The sequence below is a fragment of the Pseudoduganella danionis genome, from assembly GCF_009720775.1.
Classification (GTDB): domain Bacteria; phylum Pseudomonadota; class Gammaproteobacteria; order Burkholderiales; family Burkholderiaceae_D; genus Rugamonas; species Rugamonas danionis.
Map to the genome: position 1 here is coordinate 121,382 of NZ_WNKW01000006.1, position 20,811 is coordinate 142,192.

14 protein-coding genes and 1 tRNA gene are annotated in these 20,811 nt (G+C 57.9%); 8 read left to right on the top strand and 7 right to left on the bottom strand.

The annotated features are described in order from the left end of the window. Nucleotides 1–8 precede the first annotated feature (8 nt). From pepN to GM655_RS18830, 3 genes are all read right to left on the bottom strand, one after another. Nucleotides 9–2,645, bottom strand: coding sequence for an aminopeptidase N (pepN, locus tag GM655_RS18820; RefSeq protein WP_155436210.1), 2,637 nt, complete (start codon nt 2,643–2,645; stop codon nt 9–11). 76 nt (nt 2,646–2,721) lie between these two features. Further along, the gene (locus tag GM655_RS18825) at nt 2,722–4,779 is read right to left on the bottom strand and encodes a S9 family peptidase (RefSeq protein ID WP_155436211.1); all 2,058 of its coding nucleotides are present in this window, start codon (nt 4,777–4,779) and stop codon (nt 2,722–2,724) included. A gap of 140 nt (nt 4,780–4,919) precedes the next feature. Then, nucleotides 4,920–5,744: a transporter substrate-binding domain-containing protein gene (locus GM655_RS18830; RefSeq protein WP_155436212.1), complete on the bottom strand. Its 825-nt coding sequence runs from the start codon at nt 5,742–5,744 to the stop codon at nt 4,920–4,922. 348 nt (nt 5,745–6,092) lie between these two features. Here GM655_RS18830 and GM655_RS18835 point away from each other — a divergent pair, with 348 nt between their 5' ends. The 3 genes from GM655_RS18835 to GM655_RS18845 all read left to right on the top strand — a co-directional run bounded on the left by GM655_RS18835 (nt 6,093) and on the right by GM655_RS18845 (nt 10,539). Next, nucleotides 6,093–6,662 (top strand): hemerythrin domain-containing protein, encoded by a 570-nt coding sequence (locus GM655_RS18835; RefSeq protein ID WP_155436213.1) that lies wholly within the window; start codon nt 6,093–6,095, stop codon nt 6,660–6,662. A gap of 182 nt (nt 6,663–6,844) precedes the next feature. Further along, nucleotides 6,845–9,214, top strand: a complete 2,370-nt coding sequence (locus GM655_RS18840) for a S9 family peptidase (RefSeq protein ID WP_155436214.1) — start codon at nt 6,845–6,847, stop codon at nt 9,212–9,214. Between the two features lie 8 nt (nt 9,215–9,222). Next, a complete protein-coding gene (locus GM655_RS18845) occupies nt 9,223–10,539 on the top strand; it encodes an alpha-amylase family glycosyl hydrolase (RefSeq protein WP_155436215.1) in 1,317 nt (438 codons plus the stop codon). A gap of 47 nt (nt 10,540–10,586) precedes the next feature. Here the strand turns inward: GM655_RS18845 and GM655_RS18850 are convergent, their stop codons facing one another. After that, a complete protein-coding gene (locus GM655_RS18850; RefSeq protein ID WP_155436216.1) occupies nt 10,587–11,987 on the bottom strand; it encodes a M20/M25/M40 family metallo-hydrolase in 1,401 nt (466 codons plus the stop codon). Between the two features lie 122 nt (nt 11,988–12,109). Here GM655_RS18850 and GM655_RS18855 point away from each other — a divergent pair. Beyond that, nucleotides 12,110–12,185, top strand: a tRNA-Phe gene (locus tag GM655_RS18855). Nucleotides 12,186–12,802: 617 nt separating this feature from the next. On the opposite strand, the gene GM655_RS18860 is transcribed toward GM655_RS18855, so the two are convergent. Together GM655_RS18860 and GM655_RS18865 are read right to left on the bottom strand one after the other, a co-directional pair. Next, entirely contained in the window at nt 12,803–13,708 is a 906-nt protein-coding gene (locus GM655_RS18860) for a hypothetical protein (protein WP_196308808.1), read from the bottom strand. 224 nt (nt 13,709–13,932) lie between these two features. Beyond that, the gene (locus GM655_RS18865) at nt 13,933–16,089 is read right to left on the bottom strand and encodes an N-6 DNA methylase (protein ID WP_155436218.1); all 2,157 of its coding nucleotides are present in this window, start codon (nt 16,087–16,089) and stop codon (nt 13,933–13,935) included. A 912-nt stretch (nt 16,090–17,001) separates the two neighbouring features. On the opposite strand from GM655_RS18865, the gene GM655_RS18870 reads away from it, so the two are divergent. The 4 genes from GM655_RS18870 to GM655_RS18885 all read left to right on the top strand — a co-directional run bounded on the left by GM655_RS18870 (nt 17,002) and on the right by GM655_RS18885 (nt 19,751). After that, entirely contained in the window at nt 17,002–17,172 is a 171-nt protein-coding gene (locus GM655_RS18870; protein WP_155436219.1) for a hypothetical protein, read from the top strand. A gap of 72 nt (nt 17,173–17,244) precedes the next feature. Next, nucleotides 17,245–17,820 carry a hypothetical protein gene (locus GM655_RS18875; protein ID WP_155436220.1) on the top strand — a complete coding sequence of 192 codons (576 nt, stop codon included), beginning with the start codon at nt 17,245–17,247 and terminating at the stop codon, nt 17,818–17,820. A 35-nt stretch (nt 17,821–17,855) separates the two neighbouring features. Beyond that, nucleotides 17,856–19,022: a radical SAM family protein gene (locus GM655_RS18880; protein WP_155436221.1), complete on the top strand. Its 1,167-nt coding sequence runs from the start codon at nt 17,856–17,858 to the stop codon at nt 19,020–19,022. A 12-nt stretch (nt 19,023–19,034) separates the two neighbouring features. Beyond that, entirely contained in the window at nt 19,035–19,751 is a 717-nt protein-coding gene (locus tag GM655_RS18885) for a hypothetical protein (protein WP_155436222.1), read from the top strand. Between the two features lie 253 nt (nt 19,752–20,004). Here the strand turns inward: GM655_RS18885 and GM655_RS18890 are convergent, their stop codons facing one another. Next, nucleotides 20,005–20,622: a hypothetical protein gene (locus GM655_RS18890; RefSeq protein ID WP_155436223.1), complete on the bottom strand. Its 618-nt coding sequence runs from the start codon at nt 20,620–20,622 to the stop codon at nt 20,005–20,007. Nucleotides 20,623–20,811: the final 189 nt, after the last annotated feature.

Sequence of the window (20,811 nt, forward strand, 5' to 3'; positions counted from 1 at the left end):
GGCTAGGCTTACTTGATCAGCTTCTGCTTGATGGCCACGCAGCGCTGGTCTTCCTGATGGGCGACCAGCAGCGAGCGCATGGTGCCGGCCGACAGCGTCTTGGTCTGATCCAGCACCGTTTGCAAGCGCGCTACGCTGGCCGGCGTGCACGCCGTTGGCAGCAAGGCGTTGGCATAGGTACGCATGAACACGGGACCGGCGCTCTGGTCCACCTGTGCCAGCGTGGCCAGACGCTGGGCGGCTGTCTGCTCGGCCAGTGCGCGCTGCTCGGCCGGATACAGATTTTCCATCGCCTTGCGCACTTTCGAGAACGGCAGCTTGGTCTGCAGATCATGGATCTTGCCCAGCCATTCAGTCTTCACGGCCGCATCAGGCTGCACCGCCGTTGCTGCCACGGCAGCTAGCTGGCCCGCATCGGACGGGTCACGCGTCTGCTCGGCCGCCAGCAAGGCTGCTGCACCGGGATAGGCGTAGCGGTTCAAGCGCGTTACGATCTCCCAGCGCAAATCCTGCCCCACGTTCAGGCCCGGCACCACCTGCTTGCCGCTCAGGATATCAGCCAGTTGCGCCAGCGCGGCCGGCGTACTGGCCAGACCGAGGAAGGTACCGAACCAGCGGCGCTGGAAGTTGTTATCGCCCTGCGCTGCCACGCTGGCTTTATAGGCCATCTGTTCCAGCTGCGGCAGCACCTTGTTGCGGTAGGCCGCCACTTCCGGCCCCATCTCGTCCAGATAGGCTTTGGCCATGCGCAGCTTGCCCGTCACATCGCCGAGCAGCGTGTAATCCTTCTCGGCAGGGGCATTCGCCAGCACCGTCTTGAGGAAGTCATCGAGCGGCAGTTGGGCAGCGCGCACGCTGTCCCACAGGCTTTGCCACAGCATGGAGCGCAGCATAGGGTCGGCCACCTTGCTCAGATTGGCCTGCGCCGTTGCAAACGAGCGGGCATCGAGCTGCACCTGGGCATAGCCCCAGTCCTGATAGTTGGGATAGACCAGATCAGGGCAGGCCGCGCCCTGCAGCGCCGCCACCTTGGTTGCCGCGCCCTGATAGGTCACGGCCAGATTTTTGCTCAGTGCCAGACCTTGCGGCGTCAGCTTGAACAGGGCAATCTGCACGCGCTGCTCGCGCAGCGTCGGCATGGCCGCACTGGCCGCGCTCTGGCGCAGCGTGAACTGCTTGATCTTGCCGCCGGCGCAACTGAAATCGGCTGCGATGGTATTTACGCCCGGTTCATACAGCCACTGCTTGGTCCAGCCGCTCAGGTCACGTTTGGCCGCCTCGCCCAGACTGCCGATGAAGTCATCCAGCTTGGCGTTCTGGTAGGAGTATTTGACCAGATAGTTGTGCACGCCCTGACGGAAGGTTTCCTCACCGAGCAGGTGGCGCAACTGTTTGAGCGTGGACGCGCCTTTGGAATAAGTGATCGCATCGATGTTATCGAAGGCATTCGCCGTCGAAGGGACCGGGGTTTCGATCGCGTGCGTCGTCACGCGCTGGTCCTGCACATACGCAGCCTGCTTGCCGCCCGAGTAAAAGCCCTGCCAGGCGTTGGTGAACTCGGTCGCTTCGGCCGTGGCCAGCGTGCCCATGAAGGAAGCGAAGCTTTCGTTCAGCCAAAGGCCGTTCCACCACTTCATGGTGACCAGATCGCCGAACCACTGGTGCGCCATTTCGTGCATGATCACGCCGGCCAGGCTCTGGCGCTGGGCCGCCGTCATTTCGCTCTGGTGCAGGAAGCCGCCTTCGGCAAACGTCACGGCGGCGGCGTTTTCCATCGCACCGTAGAGGAAGTCCGGCACCAGCAACTGGTCGTATTTCTCGAACTGGTAAGGCAGGCCGAAATACTCGTCGAAGAAGGCCAGACCCTGACGGGTGTACTTGAACCAGTCCTGCGGCGCGACCTGCTTGGCCACCGACTGGCGCGCGAACAGCCGCATAGGATATTTGGCGCTGCCGTCTTCCCATACCTTGTACGGGCCCGCGTGCATGGAGAAGTTGTAGCTGCTCAGGCGCTTGGTGCGCGGGAAGGTCCAGCGCCGCGTGGCACCCAGATCTTCGATGCCGCTTTCGCGCTTGGTGGACGACACTACCCAGTCGGCCGGCACGCTGACAGTAATTGCATAAGTGCCTTTCAGGTCGGGCTGGTCGAACGACGGGAACATCTGGTGCGCAGCCGCCGGCTCGAAGTGGGTATAGGTGTAGACGCGCTGATCGACCGGGTCGACCATGCGGTGCAGGCCTTCGCCATTGGTGCTGTGCAGGCGCTCGTAGCTGATGGTGACGGTGTTACGGCCCGCCACCAGATCAGCGGCAGCAATGGTAACGAACCACTGGTTGTACTGGGTAGGCACGACCTTGCCGTTGACGCTGACACTGTGTACGGTGGCTTTATCGAGATCGATGGTCAGCGGCGCGCTGGCATCATTGAGATCGAACTGCAGCGTGGTGCTGCCGCTAAAGCGTTCGCCACCCGTCAGTGTGAAGTCCAGTGTGTAATCGACATTGGCTACGCGGGCCGAACGGGCCGCTGCATCTTGCTGCGACAGGTAGGCGTTTTCGGCACGGGCAGCCGGTGCAGCGATGGCATTGCCGTGCAACTGGGCCAGCATCAGCGCTATGCTGGCAGCGATGAAAGTCTTTTTCATGTTTTTCCTTGCAAGGGACAACGCCCGCGGGTGCGGGCGTTGGATAGGGATCGTCGGGTCGGCTGATTTTTTCAGCTTATTTCTTCAGATACGTGTCGAGCCAGTCGATCACCGTGTGATGCCACAGCACCGAGTTGGCCGGCTTGAGCACCCAGTGGTTCTCATCCGGGAACATCAGCAGCTTGCTCGGAATGCCACGGCGCTGCAGCGCCGTGAACGTACCGAGGCCCTGTGCGGTCGGAATGCGGAAGTCCAGATCGCCCTGCACCACCAGCATAGGGGTCTTCCAGTTTTTCACGGTCAGCGCAGGATTGAACTTCTCGTGCAGTTGCGGCACCTCGTAGTAAGGGCCGCCGTTTTCCCATTCGGTGAACCAGATTTCTTCCGTCGAATAAGCCATGCCGCGCGTATCGAACACGCCATCGTGGTTAACGATGCACTTGAAGCCGTCGGACCAGTTACCGGCGATCCAGTTCATCATGAAGCCGCCGTAAGAAGCGCCCAGTGCGCAGCTACGCTCGCGGTCCAGCCACGGGAATTTTTCCACTGCGGCCGCCAGACCTTTCTGCAGGTCTTCCAGCGGCTTGCCACCCCAGTCGCCGCTGATCGAATCCGTGAACTTCTGGCCGTAACCGGTCGAACCGTGGAAGTCGATGAACACGGTGGCATAGCCGGCACCCGCATACACCTGCGGATTCCAGCGATAGCTCCACGAATTGCCGAAGCTGCCCTGCGGGCCGCCGTGCACCAGGAAGGCCACCGGATATTTCACGCCCGGTTCGGCATTCCATGGCTTCATCACGTGGCCATACACGGTGTCGCCATTGGCGCCCTTGAACGAGAACTGCTCGTACTCGCCGAACTTCACATCGGCCAGCGCCTGCGCATTCAGCTGGGTCAGTTGCTGGGCTTTGTCGGCCGTGCCACCCAGTTTGAATTTGTACAGCTGCGCGCCCGAAGTCAGGCTGGCCTGCGCCATCACGATGGTGTCGCGCACCACGTCGAAGCCGCTCACATAGCCATTGCCGCTCAGGGGCGTGACCTTGCCGCTGGCCGCATCGATGGCGAACAAACGGTGCTGGCCAACGTCGTCAGCCGTGGCCAGCACGGTCTTGCTGTCCGGGCTCCAGCGATAGTCGGCGATGGAACGGTCCCAGCTATCGGCGACCGTGCGCTTCTTGCCGGTCGCTACATCGATCAGCACCAGATGGAAGCGGTCCGCTTCAAAGGTCGGCTTGTCCATGGCCAGATAGGCCAGCGTGCGGCCGTCCGGCGAATAGATCGCCTTGCTGTCCCAGGCCTGATTTTCCGCCGTCAGATTGACGGGGGCGCCGCCCGTGGCTGGCACCGTGTAGATATCGAAGTTGGTCGACCAGGCTTCCGTCTTGCCGGCGATGCGGGCCGAGAACACTACCGTCTTGCCGTCCGGGCTGAAGTGGTAATCGTCATGGTCACCGAAAGGCTTGGACGGCACATCGCCATCGAGCGTGCCCGACAGGCTGACCGGCTGGGCCGTGACCTTGCCGCTGGCATCGATAGGCGCCGCATACAGCACATTGTTGCGGCCATCGGCCCAGGTATCCCAGTGGCGCGCAAACAGACGGTCATACACTTTGCCGCTAGCCTTGTTCTTGCCTTGCGCGTCGAGACGCGATTTGGTGCAGGCCAGATCGGCACAGTCACGGAACACGGCCAGGCTCAGTGCCAGACGATCACCCTGTGGCGACAAGCGGAAGTTCTCCACATCGAGTGGCAGATCCGTCACGCGCACGGCTTCGCCACCGGCCAGCGGCAGACGCCAGACCTGCTGCGAGCCCGAACGGGCCGACAGGAAGTAGATAGCATCACCGGCCGGCGACCACTCCGGATCCGTGCTGCTGGCTTCAGCCTGGGTCAGGCGTACCGGTGCTGCCTTGGGCGCACGCAGGTCGAGCAGCCACAACTGGGTGTTACCGCGGTTCTTGTCCATATTGGTGGCGCGTACCGTGTACAGCACGCGGCTGGCATCTGGCGACAGCACCGGGCTGCCCACGCGCTCCATGCGCACCAGATCTTCCACGGTGAAGCCGCGCGGCGCGGCGGTAGCACTGGAGGCGGCCAAAGCGGTGCCCAGTAGCAACAAAGGTAGTTTCATTCGGTGATCTCCGACATTGTAAGAAGAGGCCGGCTCGTGGCCGGCTGGCTCGCATGATACCAAGAGTGCGGTGCAGCAATCAAAGCGCCGCTGCATTTGTTACTTAGCGATACTTGGATACCGCCAGGACAGGATGGCGGCTAGTGCGGCCGCATGGCATATGCAGCGATCTCGGGCGGGTAATAGTGCTGGAACCACTTCCACACCGTCCCTTTGGCCGCCTGGCGCAATAACTGGCGCAGGATGTCACGGTCGGCTGCACTCAGCGATTTCTGCGACAGATAGATGCCACTCTCGGCCGGTGGCAAGCCGTCCAGCGTCGCCACCTGCACTTCGCTGGCAAAGCTTGCCAGCGCGGCATCCTCGGAAAGCGAGCTGAAGAAGATGGTCGGCGCCACCACGGTAAAGTCCACCCGCCCCACTTTCATCATCCTGGCCACCATCAGCGGGGCAGCGACATAGGAGATTCTATGCTGTGCATCAAGTTTCTCGATCAGGCTGTTGTATTCGTTACCAAACACATAGCTGCGCACCACGGCGCCGCGCCATTCTGGGTGGGCCAGCAGCTCGGCTACGCTGCTGCTGCGCACGGGGCTGTGGCGGTTGCTGATCAGCGCCATCTTCAGTTTCATCATAGGAATAAACTCGGCCTGCCGGTCGCGCTCCTCGCTACGCGAGGCCGGTAGCAGCAAGTCTGATTCGGCCGAATTCAGGAACATATAAGTGCTGCGCGCGCGCGGCACCACGGGGAAGACGAACTCGCAGCCATATTGCCGCCCGAGCTCACGCAGTGCTTCCGGAAAAGCACCACTCACCTGGTTATCCTTGACGATCACGCTAAAGCCGGTGGGCGCCACGGGCGCCACGATGGGCCGGCTGCACGCGGCGTGCGCCAACCCGCCCACCAGCCACAGGGCGGGCAGCACGCCACGTAGGCGACGAACAAATGGGGCAACGCGGGACAAACAGGCTCCGGTATTAACTTGCAGAGGGCTATTTTATCGTGATTTCCAGCGGGCACAGACAGCGAAAAAAATTTTGTATCAATGCTGGCAAATCTGCCACGTCCAGCGAACACGGGTGCATAATCTACGACTCAGAGAAAATATTTGCGCGTAATTCTCACCGGCAAGAACAGCGCAGCAGAGCAGCCCGCCGGTAACGATCGTAACGCTGTCGTATTGCCTCACGACTACTTGTGAGCAATTGTAAATCGACGTTGTATGAGTCCCGTCCGCCGCTAAGGTATTGGTCTCCACCTCGGGCGCGACACCAACCGTGCTACCGAAGTCTGATGAAATACGGGAAACGCCATGCTCACTGCTACCTATGTCTTGCTGACACTATCGATAGAACAGAAAAAAGAACGCCACTTTATCGCGCGCATGCTGCACTACGTGCAAAGCATAGCCCGCCGCCCGCAGGAAATCGATCCTGTGCATATTCAGGGCCAGTTACAGGAACTCATCACCTTTGCCGAAACGCGCCACCAGCGCAAAGTGGAAGCCTGCTTGCTGCCCGCCATCAAAGCTGCCGACGCCAACAGCGCTGCACTGGTGAAAGATCTGGAAACCCTGAGCCGCATAGGCCGCGCCATGCTCAATGCCGTCAATAAATGCCTGCGCCGCGCCATGCGCCGCAGCGCCAGCCATGGCAAGTTCTTGTGCCGCACCATCGATCTGTACTGCCAGAATCTGCTGACCCGGCTCGACAAGGAAGAGCAGGAACTCTTGCCACTGGCACAGAAAGTGATTTCCAGCGAAGAATGGTTCGAAATCGGCAGCCAGTTTCTGGCGCAGGAAGACCATGCCGCAGGCCAGGACGACACGCCGGCTGCGCGACCGCCGGTAGCCGCCTACACAGGATTCTACTCGCCCGCCTGAGTCAGGCATCGCCAGAATTGATATAAACGGTTTATATCGTAATAGCTGTAACGCAAGGCTGTTTATCACAGCTTTTTCGTAGTCGTAACGACAATATAGCTTCGCTAACGCGCTTGGGCTAGAATCCAGACCGTGCCGTGATCCGGCACGCTCCCTGGACCAACCTCACAGCAAAGCTAACGATGCGTTTTGTTCTAACTTTCCTGGCCGCCACAATAAGCGCCACCTTGGCCCCGCACGCGGGCGCCACCCCTACCCCGATCACGCTGGAACAGGCCATGGCCAATCCGGACTGGATAGGCAATCCTGTCGAAGCAGCATGGTGGGGCTGGGATAGCCGCCAGATCTACTTCAAACAGAAACGCAGCGGCTCGCCCGTGCGCGACACCCTGACACTGGATGCGAGCGGCAATGCCAAGGCCATCGCCACCAGCCAGTTGGCCGGACTTGATAGCGCTAACCCGATCTACAACCGCGAGCGCACGCGCGCGATTGTGCTGCGCAACGGAGATTTGTTCGAACGCGATCTGAAGACGGGCGCCCTGACCCAGATCGTACGGGGCAGCACCCCGGCTGCTGCGGCGCAATATGCGGCCGACGGCAACCATGTGCAGTTCCGCGTAGGACAGGACTGGTTTAGCTGGAGCCGCAGCGAGCGCCTGATCGCGCCGCTGGCCCTGCTGCGCGCGGCAAAAGATCCCGACGCGGCGCCCGAGGCCGATTTCCGCCGCGACCTGCAACTGCGCCTGAGCTCCACCCTGAGCCGCCTGAAAGAAGAACGCGACGCCCTGCGCGATCAGCGCAATGCCGAGCGTAACGGCGATGCCACGCGTGCCCCGCTGCCCGTGTATCTGGGCGAAAAAGTGGTGATCGACGCCAGCGCCCTGTCGCCGGACGGCCGCTACCTGCTGGTGATCACCAGCGCCAAGGACGGCGACAAACGCCGCGTCGGCAAGATGCCGAAATACGTGACCGAATCGGGCTACGAAGAGAGCGACGATGAACGCAAGCGCGTCAGCGAAGCGGGCCCGCTGGAACAGCAACTCAAGCTGGTGGAACTGGCCACGCGCAAAGTCACCGAGCTGTCGCTGGCCGACCTGCCCGGTATCGCCACCGATCCGCTGGCCGAACTGCGCAGCGCCCAGCATCTGGACGCCCTCAAAGGCAACCGCAAGGTGCGCTTCGAGGCTGGCGAACACGCAATCCAGTGGAGCGCCAACGGCGCCCGCGTGGCCGTGATGGCGCAAGCCATCGACAACAAGGACCGCTGGATCGCCAGCGTCGATCTGGCCAAGGCCAAACTGGAGCCGCTGCACCGCCTGAGCGACAGCGCCTGGGTCAACAACCGCTACAACGATTTCGGCTGGCTGCCTGACCACAGCACGCTGTGGTATCAGTCGGAAGAAAGCGGCTATGCCCACATCTACCTGCGTAGTGCCGACGGCAAGACCCGCGCCCTCACCAGCGGCAAATGGGAAGCCAGCAATATCGAATGGAATGCCGATGGCAGCATCGCCTACTTCCTGTGCAACCCCAAACTGCCGGGCACTTATGAAGTCTGCGCCAGCACGGTGCGCGATGGCAGCCTGCGCGAACTGACGGCACTGGGCGGCGTGGAAAGCTACAGCCTGTCGCCCGATGGCCGCAAGCTGCTGCTGCGCCATTCCAGCGCCTACATTCCTACCCGTCTGGCCAGCGTATCCAGCAGCGGCGGTGCCGTGACTACCCTCAACGATGTGCGCACACCGGACTACAAGGCGCGCGAATGGATCATGCCGCAGATCGTGGCCGTGCCGTCCACCCACGGCGCCGATCCCGTGTGGGCCAAGCTGTATCGTCCGGCCACGCTGGAAGCCGGCAAAAAATATCCTATCGTGATGTTCGTGCATGGCGCCGGCTATCTGCAGAACGCCAGCCAGCGCTATCCTGTCTACTTCCGCGAGCAGATGTTCCACAACCTGCTGGTGGAAAAAGGCTACATCGTGCTGGACATGGACTACCGTGCCTCGCTCGGCTACGGCCGCAACTGGCGCACCGCCATCTACCGCCAGATGGGCCATCCGGAACTGGAAGACTACATCGATGGTCTGAACTGGCTGGTGGCCCAGCATCAGGGCGATGCCAGCAAGGTCGGCATCTACGGCGGCAGCTATGGCGGCTTCATGACCTTCATGGCGCTGCTGCGCGCACCGGAACAGTTCAAGGCTGGCGCAGCGCTGCGTCCCGTCACCGACTGGACCACCTACAACCACGAATACACGGCCAACATCCTGAATACGCCGGAACTCGATCCGCAAGCCTACAAGGTCTCCTCGCCTATCGAGTACGCCGACAAGCTGCAGGGCCATCTGCTGATCGCCCACGGCATGATCGACGATAACGTGTTCTATCAGGACTCGGTGCGCATGGCGCAGCGCTTCATCGAACTGAAAAAAGATCACTGGGAGCTGGCCTCGTATCCGCTGGAACGGCACGGCTTCGTCCATCCCGAAAGCTGGTACGATGAATATCGCCGCATCTACCAGCTATTCGAACGCACGCTGAAAAACTAAGGAGACCCATGAAAAAGCTTGCTACCCTGCTGCCGCTGGCGGCCCTGCTACTCGGCCCGGTGCCGGCCATCAGCCATGCCGAAACCAGCACCGTCAAGCATCCGGCGTGGACGCGCAGCGCCAACATCTATCAGGTCAACGTGCGCCAGTTCAGCAAGGAAGGTACGCTGAATGCCGTCACGGCCCAGCTGCCGCGCCTGAAAGCCATGGGCGTGGAAGCTGTCTGGCTGATGCCCATCCACCCGCTGGGCGAGAAGAACCGCAAAGGCAGTCTGGGTAGCCACTATGCTGTGCGCGATTACCTGAGCGTGAATCCCGACTACGGCACGCTGGACGATTTGCGCAAGCTGGTGAAGCAGGCGCACGCGCTGGGCATGCGCGTGATGCTGGACTGGGTGGGCAACCACACGTCGTGGGATAACAAGTGGGCCAGCGAACATCCGGAATGGTTCAAGAAGAACGACAAGGGTGAAATCTACTCCGTCACCTTCAAGAACGAAGCGGGTGAAATGGAAGAATGGACCGATGTGATCGGCCTCGATTTCACCAACAAGGCGCTGTGGAAAGCCATGACGGACGCCATGGCCTACTGGGTACGCGCAGCCGACATCGACGGCTACCGCTGCGATGCCGCCGGTCTGGTTCCGACGCCGTTCTGGAATCAGCTGCGCACGGAACTCAACAAGATCAAACCGGTGTTCCTGCTGGCCGAGTGGGATCAGCCAGAGCTGCACGAGCATGCCTTCGATGCCAGCTACGACTGGCCGCTCAGTAACATGATGATCAAGATAGGCAAAGGCGAAGCCAATGCTGCCGATCTGCGCAACTTCCTCGCCAAACCGCCCAAGACCTACGGCCGCGATGCCTACCGTCTGGAATTCACGGCCAACCACGACGTCAACTCGTGGCAGGGCACGGACAAGGAGCTGTATGGCCCCGCCTATGGCGCCATGGCGGTACTGAGCTACACCCTGCCCGGCATACCGATGATCTACAACGGTCAGGAATCGCGTCTGGAAAAGCGCCTGGAATTCTTCGAGAAAGATCCTATCGAATGGAAGACCTATGAACTGGAAGGCTTCTACACGGGCCTGAACCAGCTCAAGAAAGCCAATCCGGCGCTGTGGAATGGCGCCGCTGGCGGCCCGCTGCAGATGCTCGACGTGGGCAACGAACAGCTGTTTGCCTTCAAACGCGAACAGGGCAAGAACAGCGTGCGCGTGATCGTCAACCTGACCGGCTCGCCGCAGAAGTACAAGCTGGCCGGTGATGAAGGTCCGGCTCAGCTCAAGCCATGGCGCTGGCGGATACTGGTATCCGAATAAAACGCAGGCAGCAGTAAAAACGGCCCGGTTTTCACCGGGCCGTTGTCTTATTCCGTCGCCAGTCGCTTGCCCAGGCGGTACAGGAACTCCTGTCCGTCGTACAGCGACTTCACACGGATATGCTCATTCAGACCGTGCGCGCCACTGCCTTCGGGACCGGCAAACATGCCGCTCACACCATAGGTCCAGATGCCGCCCGCATTCAGGAAGCGGCCATCCGTGCCGCCGGTGGACATGGTGGGAATCACCGGCACGCCGGGCCACATCTGGTTGCTGGTTTCCTCGATGGCCTTCATCAGCTCCGGCGTCAGCGGCGGGATCGGTGCGCCCTCACCATCGCCGATGCGGGTAATGCGGATCTGCTCATCGGCCACCACGCGCTTCAGCGTGGCTTCCACTTCGGCCACGGTTTCCTGCGGCAGGATGCGGCAATTCACGTTGGCACGGGCGCGCTGCGGCTGGGCGTTATCCGCGTGGCCGGCATCCACCTTGGTGGCGACGCAGGTGGTACGCACGGTAGCGTTGTGTGCCGGGCTGACGGCGTACAGGCGCTCGAGCGCAGCCATGTCTGGCGGGTCCTGCAGGATGGCCTTCATATCGGCGGCCACCTGCCCCTGCTCGATGCTGGACATGCGCTCATAGAAGGCGCGCGTCACGTCGGACAGGCGGAACGGGAAATCGAACTTGCCGAGGCGACTCAGGCCTTCCGACAGGCGATAGATGGCATTGTCGCGCCGTGGTACGGAGCTATGGCCACCAGGATTGGTCACTTCGAACTGGAAGGACTGGTAAATCTTTTCACCAGCCTGTATGCCATGGCGCACCGGCTTTTCGTTCTTGTCCAGCAGGCCGCTGCCGCCTTCGTTGAGGGCGATTTCAGCATCGATCAGCTTGCGGTGGTGCTTGAACAGGTATTCCGCGCCATCGAATTCAGTCGGCACCATCTCTTCGTCGCAGGTCAGCGCCATGATGATGTCGCGCTTGGGCGCCAGCTTCTCTTTCTTGTAGCGCAGCATATTCGCCACAAAGGAAGTGGCCATGGCCTTGTCGTCGGAAGCGCCACGCGCATAGAACACGCCGTCTTCCTCGATCAGCTTGAATGGGTCGCGCACCCAGTCGGCACGGTTGGCTTCCACCACATCGATGTGGGCCAGCAGCAGCAAAGGCTTGCGGCTACCATCGCCTTTCAGGCGCACCACCAGATTGCCCTTGGTCGGGCCACCGGGCGGCACGATGATCTGCATTTCGCTATCCTTGAAACCGCCCTGCTTGAGCCGTTTGGCCATTTTCTGGGCAGCCACGGTGCATGAACCGGCAGAATTGGTGGTATTGGTCTCCACCAGCTCCTGGTAGATTTCGCGCATCTGCGCCTGTACCGGCGTCAACGCCGCCCCGTGAGCCCAGCCTGCGGCAACGCACGCTACCAGCGCGCAGAGAGTCTTTTTCATTGCAGTCCCATCAAGATATGGCGAAAAGGACAAATTTATACCTCGAAAATATTGCTGTCAATAAAAGAGGCAACTTGCCTCTTGCCAAACCCCGGGGGAGGTCTGCTATAATCTTGGTCCTTGGCCTGGTAGCTCAGTTGGTAGAGCAGAGGATTGAAAATCCTTGTGTCGGTGGTTCGATTCCGCCCCGGGCCACCAAGAACATCCCCGACAAAACGCCAACCCATGCAGGTTGGCGTTTTTGTTTTCCCGTCTCCCAGTACTCGTGCCCGTGCCATTTTCGGTCTCCTGTCAGCATCGGTCAGTGCACGCACAACTCCACTCACTGCCTCATGCTCGAGCCCTTGAAAGGTCAGGCCCACTGACTCATCCGCGTACCACTGGGAGAGTGAGTAGAAGTTGCTGGACATCTACAAAATTCTTCTGTAGCTTGTCACATTTCTATTACATCGTGAATTCATGCCGAAATATTTCGATGGTGACGCTGAGTTGCCGTTTGAGGTGGTCCGAATTACGTCGGACCGACTAACCTTACCTGTGCTAAACGGCATCTTTAAAGACAGAGAATCAGCGACCATTGCCGTTTCCTTCCTAGATTTTGAGCCCTCATGCTTAGGTTACGTCGTCAATGTGCGTCGCCACCGGGACGGCTATGAAGTCATAAATATAGCTCGCGAGGTCGAACTTTTGGTCACCAGCACAGACCGTCTGCTTTCGGTAATCCGACACGTCTCCGGCGCGGAATACACCGAAGAGATACAGCGAGTTTTTCACAGAGCAAGAAACAACATCGGCTCCTCGGTCGTTCCTCGCTTCTAGCTGTCCGCGACCTCTTCCAGAAAGTGTGCTGTTTGCAGAAAACTTTGAATTTGTTCATATTCCGAGTCAGGCTTCTTACCTTGGCCCACCAAAGTCCACAGCCCCTTTCGGCCCGAAAAAAGTTTCCACTCTAGCTTAACGCCGAGCCAAAGCACAGCAACTCGTCTAAGTGAGCTGTCTCCCTTGGTTCGCAGCCAGTGTTCCGGCTTCGGCCCCGCGATTAGCTGAAAAGGAAGCCCGTTCGGCAGGGTTACATTCCCCAAATTACTGCATTGTTGGGGATATTCAGTTCCAACGCGCGCGTCAGCTGTCTCGCACCCCTCCAACCTACAGATTTCCAAGAAGGTCTCCCGCAATCCAAGAGCAAGGACTCGCTGCTTGAACTCCATGTAACGCTCATCTTCATCCTTCATCTCTTCGTAGTGTGGCGCGCTCTTCGGCATCTCACCAGGCAACTGTATTCTCATGAGTTTCCCCATATTGCCCTCTTCAGCTTTGAACAAGTGGGCCGGGACGCTGTTTATTATCGCCGTTGCGACATCGATCCCTTTGATACGTCCGCCTTGGTTTAGTAGCCATCCGTAATCGCGAATTTTTGCAAGCAACCAAGCATCGAACACACCGCCAAGATGAATGTGAGGATAAGTGATGCTAACGCCATCCTCTGAACTAACTTGCCAGCCCCAATTAATGATCACTACAAAATCTCTACGGTATCGAATAAGCTGTAAGGGGGTAGCTAGATTCGCGGATTTCTCTTCCGCTGCTGTGTGCAGCGCTTTTACCTCGAGACCTATTTCGTTTTCACGCTGCTTGTTGCGAATTATGAGATCGGGGAACACGTTCCAAAGCACTGCCGAGACGGACAGTCCATCCCTTTCCTCGCTTAGGATGTGATTCATCTCATAAGCAACAGAATATTCCAACAACGTGGACACTCGTGTGCGTGTGTCCGTTAGGTGTCGCGGATCTCGAGGAGGTTCTTCACTGGTCATTCTGGCAGTGAGAGTTTTCGACACTCCTGCGTTGACACGTGCAATAGCCTTATCAAGCAGACGAAATACAAACTCCCGTGAAGTCAATCCGCTCACACCCTCTAGAGAATATTTGGCTTCAGTAGACATCATCATCCTTTTGTGACAAAACCATTTGCGACGGATTCAATCGCCTGAAGCTCCAATTGAGCCGCAGCCTCTTCTAGCTGACGCGCTTCCGCTCGAATTCGCTCATAGTTATTCTTTCCTAGACTAAACGTTTCAAGGATCTCGGCTTGTCGAGCTTTTGTTGGAATTGGCACGCGTATGTTGAGAAGATCTTTCAGCGTAATTCGCGGCCTCCCGATTCCTGCGATCAGGTGAATTATCTGGCCGAAAACGAAGTCAGATCGAAGCAAAATAGACAGTAACAATGGCTCGATTAGCGGACTTCCATCTTGCTCCCGGACGGTAAGCACGATGCATTCAGCAGACGTGTAGCCAGGTGTTTGCCACTCGACAAAAGCCACCTTCCTAAGCCCGGGCCGCATTTTCGCAAACAGAATATCACCGCGGCTATATCGCTTGACAGCGCTCGAAAGCGAATTCGCTGGGGTCATTACTTGCTGCGCCAAGCCAACATAAGAGTCAATGTGGGCAAGACCCGTATAGGGGATAATCTGATCCGCGAGATCAACGGATGGCACATAGGTCTCGTTCCTTACACCGCAAATTTCGCCAAGCCTCACTAATGGGAACTCGCATTTCGCCACCGCAGCTTCTGCCGCGACCCGTGCTGGATGATGGAATCGAAAATCAAGCCTGTTTTCGGCGCGGCCAAGCGAGAAATTAGACGCCGTCGAGTTGGCAAGAAAAATATTTTCAGTTTGCCGCTCAAGACCACCGGTACGCTCGAATAAACGCCACACCCTTAAGATTTCTGGCAAATCATTGTCAAGCGAAGGCAACCCTGCGTCATCAAACCTTACATCTGGCTCGCCGTTGGGTTTCCGCCCAATATTTTCCGCTCGCGCATAAAATGTCAGGTAATTCGAGCTAGGATTTTTCTTCCTGCGCAAGAGAAGTATCGACGTATTAACCGTGGCGTATGGCATAAAAGCGGTTTCAGGGAGGCTGATAACGGCCGAAAGTTCCGCTTGGCTCAAAAGGAGATCTCGGACGTCTGCAGCGGACGGTAGAGACAAGACGCCCTCGTCGATAACAATAGCGAGCCATCCGTCTTCCTTAAGAAGCGCCAAGCTTCGCTCAAGGAACAATACACCTCTACGTCGGCTTGGTTTGCCTTTTCCTAATACATATCGGTCAAGTTCCTCCCGCTCAGTGAAGTCACTACCAAAAGGAGGATTAGTGAGGATAACGTCGAATTTTTGGCCAAACTCACGACCGGCCGCACCGAGCGTCCCTCCGTTGGGCAAGCAAATAGTCTGGAAATTCGGAGCGTTGTGCACAAAAAGATTGATCCCGGAAACCCAAGCCAGCCGCTCGTCAATTTCTAGCCCTGTCAACTGCAAGTTTTCCAGGCCGCGTTTCGCAACTTCCACTAGAAACCCACCCGTCCCGCAAGCCGGGTCAGCGACCACGCCAGATAAATGATCCTCCACTAGGCCCACCATAAATTCGACTACAGTGTGCGGCGTAAAAAACTGCTGATGATCGCCCTTATCAAAGGTATTCCGAATCATCTCCTCATACGCGTACCCTTTCACGTCGCGGGAACCATTAGCTAATGAAACCTCATTAAGCGCGGCTCCGAGCGAAACGAGCGCGGAATCGCTAAGCTGAAGGTCAGAAAACTTTGGTGGAAATAACGCACGGTTTTTCGACGCGAACTCTTTGAACGCTTCGCGTATATTTTCGGCGTAATGCTTATCACTAATACAATACCCAAGATCAAACAAGGTAGTCTCATGTCGATCTTGATCGACAAGGAGCTTTAAAAACAGCATTTTTGTTACTTCGTCGAATCGCTCGATGATGCTGCTATTTGCATCAGTGTCTCGCACAATCTTATGCAATTTGGAAAGCAACCGACGAATACTCTTCTCAGGATCTTCCTTCGGCGAGTTCTCCTCAACTTCGTTTTTTTCTTCGCGTTCCTGCTCGAAGAGCGAATCCTGACTTACGGACAACGGTTTAATGGCCTGAACTTCATGCAACAGGTAGGTCCTATAGTTATTAGCCGGATTTCGAACTGGCTTTAATTTCCCGGATTTATCCCAATTTCGAAGGGTTTCTTTTGTGACACCGAGAAGACTTGCGGCTTCCGCAAGAGAAATGTATGAGGTCATGTTCGGGGTTGTGCTACCAACGTTTTGTAATGTTTAAAGGTTACAAGAACTCAGAGGGGCCCGCAAGGGTTTTCTGCTAGGCCCGCACGTGAATGCGGATTCAGAAGAGATGCGGGAGGAAAGCAGGCCCCACCGCTATATACCGCTGCCCGAAGCTGAGGTGAGCTTGCCTCCAGGCGTCACGACGTCTCGTCCAGCTAGCGCGGCGATTTCAGTCAACTCGGCCTTGTACGAGCCGTTGGTGCATCCAGCGCGATGACAGCGCTTCCCTCTGCGGATGCGGAGGAAGCCGAACCCAAGTCGACCGCACGGGACGGAACAGGCCCCATCGAGTAACCCGGCGGGGACGATGCCAGGGAACTTTCGAGGTGCATGACAACGCGCCCGATCCAATCTTGCGAGAGCTGGCGCCTGATCTTGCCGCTCGAACTGTTCGCACGCTCGGTTGCCCTGACCGACTGCGCGCTGAGATCAAGAACTGACGGATTGACTTCCCCACTCCCAGGGAGCTGCAAAGAAGCATTTGCTCGTACTTCGGAAAGTGAATCGCCTTCCCCCATCACAAGCTTACCAGCTTACATTTGCAATAGTGACCAACGAACGGCAATGCCTGCGCCGAAATGAATGCGTCGTTCAGGCAGATATTATTTACATGGTCCGCTGAGAGCTTTCGTGTTCGACCCCGGCCACTACCGATCTCCCTCCTGCTGCTCTGCCAGGGCGTATCGTATCGAGCCTTTCGCAAGCCGCAAGTTGCTCGTTTGCTGTAGCGCGCCAGCATCATTATCAGCGCAGTACCCTCCCTAAAGAAGACCCGAATGGCTCCGCGCCATTCGGGTCTTCTTGTTTATGTACCTAACGCGTGTCCATCGAGTGTAACGCATTCATCCACGTAACTTGAATTTCCAAACCATGAAAAAACAATCCCGTGCCCCCGTATCGCAATGTGCTAAGGAAGCGACGCGCTTCCGTTCTCTCGGCGACAAACTCGACCTCGGTTCAGTCGCGTCACGCTGCGCCTTCAAAGGCAACGGTTCCGCACTGAGCCTGGACGTGCTGATTTCGCTGAAGTACCGACGATAGACCATCCCTCTTCCTGCTCCGCCATCGGTATTCACCGATGGCATCACCCTTCACTATCGCAGAAAGCCCCCCATGAGCAAAGCAAACACCTTGCAGAAACCCGCCACTGACGAAACCAGCAAGGCAGCCACGAACCAAGATTCGACTGTTCCCCAGCCTTACATCCTCTTGAAGACGGCGACCGCCAACAAGCTCGGCAAGAACTCCGCTGGCGGCATTGCCTACCGCGTGCTCGCAGATACCGATCGCAAGAACCTTTACATCACGATCACCGGCAACGATGGCGGCGGATACTTCAGCCGCGAGGTCGTCCCGTTCAGCCAGGTCGAAAAATGCCTCACCGATTGGCCCGACGCCGGCAAGGCACTCCCGTCCAAACTCTTCAAGACGGCATTCGTCGGCCGCAGCAGCAACAACGCGGGATTCCTCGCAGCCATTCTGCGAGCCGAAGACCTACTCACCGCCGCCCCGGACGCCGAAACCCAGCACGTGCGACACGGCGACATGGCGACCTGGAAGGCAGAGCTGCTGACCGAGACCGGTACGCAGATCACGCTGCCAGACATGACCAATAGCTGTGCGGTCGTTGACGGCGGACCGGACGAGACCGCCAACAAAACGCTCTCCCTGCCACGCAAAAAGGCGTAACCAGCCAGTACCGCGCCAGCTTACGAAAGACCTCCATGAGAAAACCAAAACCGAACTTCACCATCATCGTGAACTGGAAAACGAAAGGATTCGGATGCAGCAAGAACTGCTGTTACTGTAACTGGCGCGATTCCCCGTTGCTTCCTCACGGCCCTCAGTCCAGGGAAGCGCTGAACAAGTTCGTCGCGCAATGCGATAAATCATTTATTACGATCAGCGGCGGGGCGGACCCGTTGTTCCGTTTCGAGGAAAATCTCACGCACCTGCTCTCGATGATCCGCATCATCAAGAATCAAGACCTGAAGGTCAGGATCATCACCCGCGAGGTACAGCATATCGCGAAGCTCAGGGGGATCGTGGACCATTTCTCAATCTCCCTCGATGCCGATGTGCTGGACGCCATCCAGCACTACCGACACGAATGGGATGGAATGGACATCGAATACTCACTCGTCCTACCTCCCCTACCCACCGCTGATATAGCCACGCTAAAGCCTCAGTATTTGGCGATTTATCGCAGGCTAGGCCAACGGCTCGTCCTACGCGAAAACCTCAACAGCATATTCCCGCTCGACCTCGCGCAGCTCACCTTCGGCCACAGCGGCATCGTGTTTGTTCGCAAGGCACTGTGCTTATCCAGCCGTTACCTCTCCACCGTGGACTGCACCGGCTACGAGATGATGCAGGATACGGAGCAGTTAGCGACGTATCTGATGAACGAACCCAGCCTACACCTGTTCGGGGGAATCACCAAGCACCTGATCAATCCGAAACAGCATCCCGAGTTCTCGGACATCGACGTGGTCGCATCCAGCGCTCACGTCATGCGGCAACTGGAGAATGAATTTTCCTTCACCTTCAGGGACGTATCGTCATCCTCGACCAGCTACCCGCGCTACCTCCTGGGGAAATCCACACGAGCAGGAAAAACCATCCAACTGATCCTGGTGAACTCGTCAGCCGATATACAGCGGTTCATCAGGGCCGCTCAATACGATGCGGACAGGGTGAGCTTCAGCGCTGGCCGGTTCCACTTCGACAGCACCATCGGAGAACCAGCAATTCGCCACGCCATCAACAGCAAACAGGTCAGGCCGGTCGGTAATGACCGCGACCTGAGCCTGTGCAGCATCAACCGCCCTGCCGTAGAGCAGCGCCACAAGATCAAGCTGCTGCGCAAGGGTTTTACCATCCACGAATAAGGATACCGATTCATGCAAGCCACTATCTATATCAGTACGGAGGCCATGACCACCGTCAACGCTATCGCTCACCTGGACTACTACGACCGTGTCAGCCTGAGCGACGATCCGGCCACTGACCTGACGGCTACGCCGGGCTACTACCTCAACACCAACGCCCTCAAGCTGAACGAGCTACCTGCCGATGCGAAGGTCGCCGTTACGCTCTCACCATTCGATCCCTCCACCTACCAACAGCACATCAGCATCCCGACCAACCTGCGGGGCGTTATCTTCTCCGGCGCGCCGAACCTTCCAGAGAATTACGCTCAGATCATCGCTTACTGGTCGCCGATCCACCTCACCAATTACCATCGCGGCGCACTGTATTACCAGAATGTGCAGAACGAATACTGCGTCGCCCTCGCCGAGCCGGACGACGACGGCGAAAGTGAAACCATCGATACGCTGGTCAGCGATGCCCTCGTGGTCGTTCTGACCGGGCTGGCGGCAACCGTCATCGATCTACATCCAGATGACTTCGTCGCACTGACCGTCCCGATAAATGCGGAAATGCTCGGGATCGAACTTGATGGCTATCGTTCACCGAAGGACTATCCCGTGGGCGATCAATGGCAATCTGAAACGCTGTTCCTGCGCGTCGCGGATATCCTGACTTCACCTAACCCCGACTATATAGCGATCGCAGCCATCAGGACGGAGCTGGGGGACTACGGGTACACGTATTAATTACGTTCGTATCAGGTTTTTCTGGAATCATCCACCAAGATCCCGGCCACGCCAATGCTGCGGGAAGCTTCCTGCCGCATCAGCGCCAGGTTGGAAGTTTCAAGCCAGGTCTGGACGATCAATATCAGGAGGGAGAACAGACAGCGTTCGATGGCTATCCACCGCCGGGGATCGCGGCGACATGGCGACTCGGCGACATAACGGGAATGCAAAGTCGCCAATGTCGCCGTGTCGCCCCGATGATCGTCCAGCCCTAACGATCCGCAAATGGTCCGCTCTTCTCGGAATACGGAATGGTCACATATTGCCTCCTGAAGAATCTGACATCATATAACGAATATAGATCCTCTAGATAGCGGTGCCGGTCAACGCGCAGAATAAAGGGTGGTACAGGTAATGACCAGCGTGTAGGAGCGTATCTCTCCTGCTGACGATCAAGGGACTGCTTGCGCAGCGCCGCGAATGCCTTACGGGCAGACTTCACTCTCTCTTCCGCATGCAAATGATTGTGCCTGTTCACTAATGTCGAAAGGCGATCAGTGAGCGCTGTTGCATTTGTATTACGACATTCCAGCACGAATGGGTGATCACCCTCCAGCGTATCAAATCCACCGGTTGGTCTAAATACCACGCCGGCTAGCGCACAAGGAAGTTCATTGTCAGCCAGTGCATCGTTCTTCCCCCGCACGATGAATCGCCCCTCGTTCAATGATAGGAAGGCCACTTCGTTTTTCGCCATGTCAGGGAAGTCGGTCAAGCGCTGCGTAAGCAACACACGCTGCAATGGCAGGCCAACCATTTTCGCCACATCGGTCACAAAGTCTGCCAGCACATGCACTGGTATCCGATGGTGTAGCGGCATCTCTTTCATCTCACCTTCATATTTGGAGCCTCGGTATATCCGAAAATGGAGCAGCGACGAGCAGACCTCGTATCCGAGCACCAAAATAAGCTGGCACCGACTATCCGACTGCCCATCCCGGCGAAATCCTGTCAGCAGGGACACTACCCTTATGCGTAGCTCACAGGCCATAGGATAGCTCCCCATCCGGCATTCAGA

Excerpts from the sequence above, each read along its gene's own strand:
- GM655_RS18880 (WP_155436221.1), top strand. The coding sequence starts at position 17,856 with ATGAGAAAACCAAAACCGAACTTCACCATCATCGTGAACTGGAAAACG.
- GM655_RS18850 (WP_155436216.1), bottom strand. The coding sequence starts at position 11,987 with ATGAAAAAGACTCTCTGCGCGCTGGTAGCGTGCGTTGCCGCAGGCTGG.
- GM655_RS18885 (WP_155436222.1), top strand. The coding sequence starts at position 19,035 with ATGCAAGCCACTATCTATATCAGTACGGAGGCCATGACCACCGTCAAC.
- GM655_RS18875 (WP_155436220.1), top strand. The coding sequence starts at position 17,245 with ATGAGCAAAGCAAACACCTTGCAGAAACCCGCCACTGACGAAACCAGC.
- pepN (WP_155436210.1), bottom strand. The coding sequence starts at position 2,645 with ATGAAAAAGACTTTCATCGCTGCCAGCATAGCGCTGATGCTGGCCCAG.
- GM655_RS18865 (WP_155436218.1), bottom strand. The coding sequence starts at position 16,089 with ATGACCTCATACATTTCTCTTGCGGAAGCCGCAAGTCTTCTCGGTGTC.
- GM655_RS18845 (WP_155436215.1), top strand. The coding sequence starts at position 9,223 with ATGAAAAAGCTTGCTACCCTGCTGCCGCTGGCGGCCCTGCTACTCGGC.
- GM655_RS18870 (WP_155436219.1), top strand. The coding sequence starts at position 17,002 with ATGAAAAAACAATCCCGTGCCCCCGTATCGCAATGTGCTAAGGAAGCG.
- GM655_RS18840 (WP_155436214.1), top strand. The coding sequence starts at position 6,845 with ATGCGTTTTGTTCTAACTTTCCTGGCCGCCACAATAAGCGCCACCTTG.
- GM655_RS18890 (WP_155436223.1), bottom strand. The coding sequence starts at position 20,622 with ATGAAAGAGATGCCGCTACACCATCGGATACCAGTGCATGTGCTGGCA.
- GM655_RS18860 (WP_196308808.1), bottom strand. The coding sequence starts at position 13,708 with ATGAATCACATCCTAAGCGAGGAAAGGGATGGACTGTCCGTCTCGGCA.
- GM655_RS18825 (WP_155436211.1), bottom strand. The coding sequence starts at position 4,779 with ATGAAACTACCTTTGTTGCTACTGGGCACCGCTTTGGCCGCCTCCAGT.
- GM655_RS18835 (WP_155436213.1), top strand. The coding sequence starts at position 6,093 with ATGCTCACTGCTACCTATGTCTTGCTGACACTATCGATAGAACAGAAA.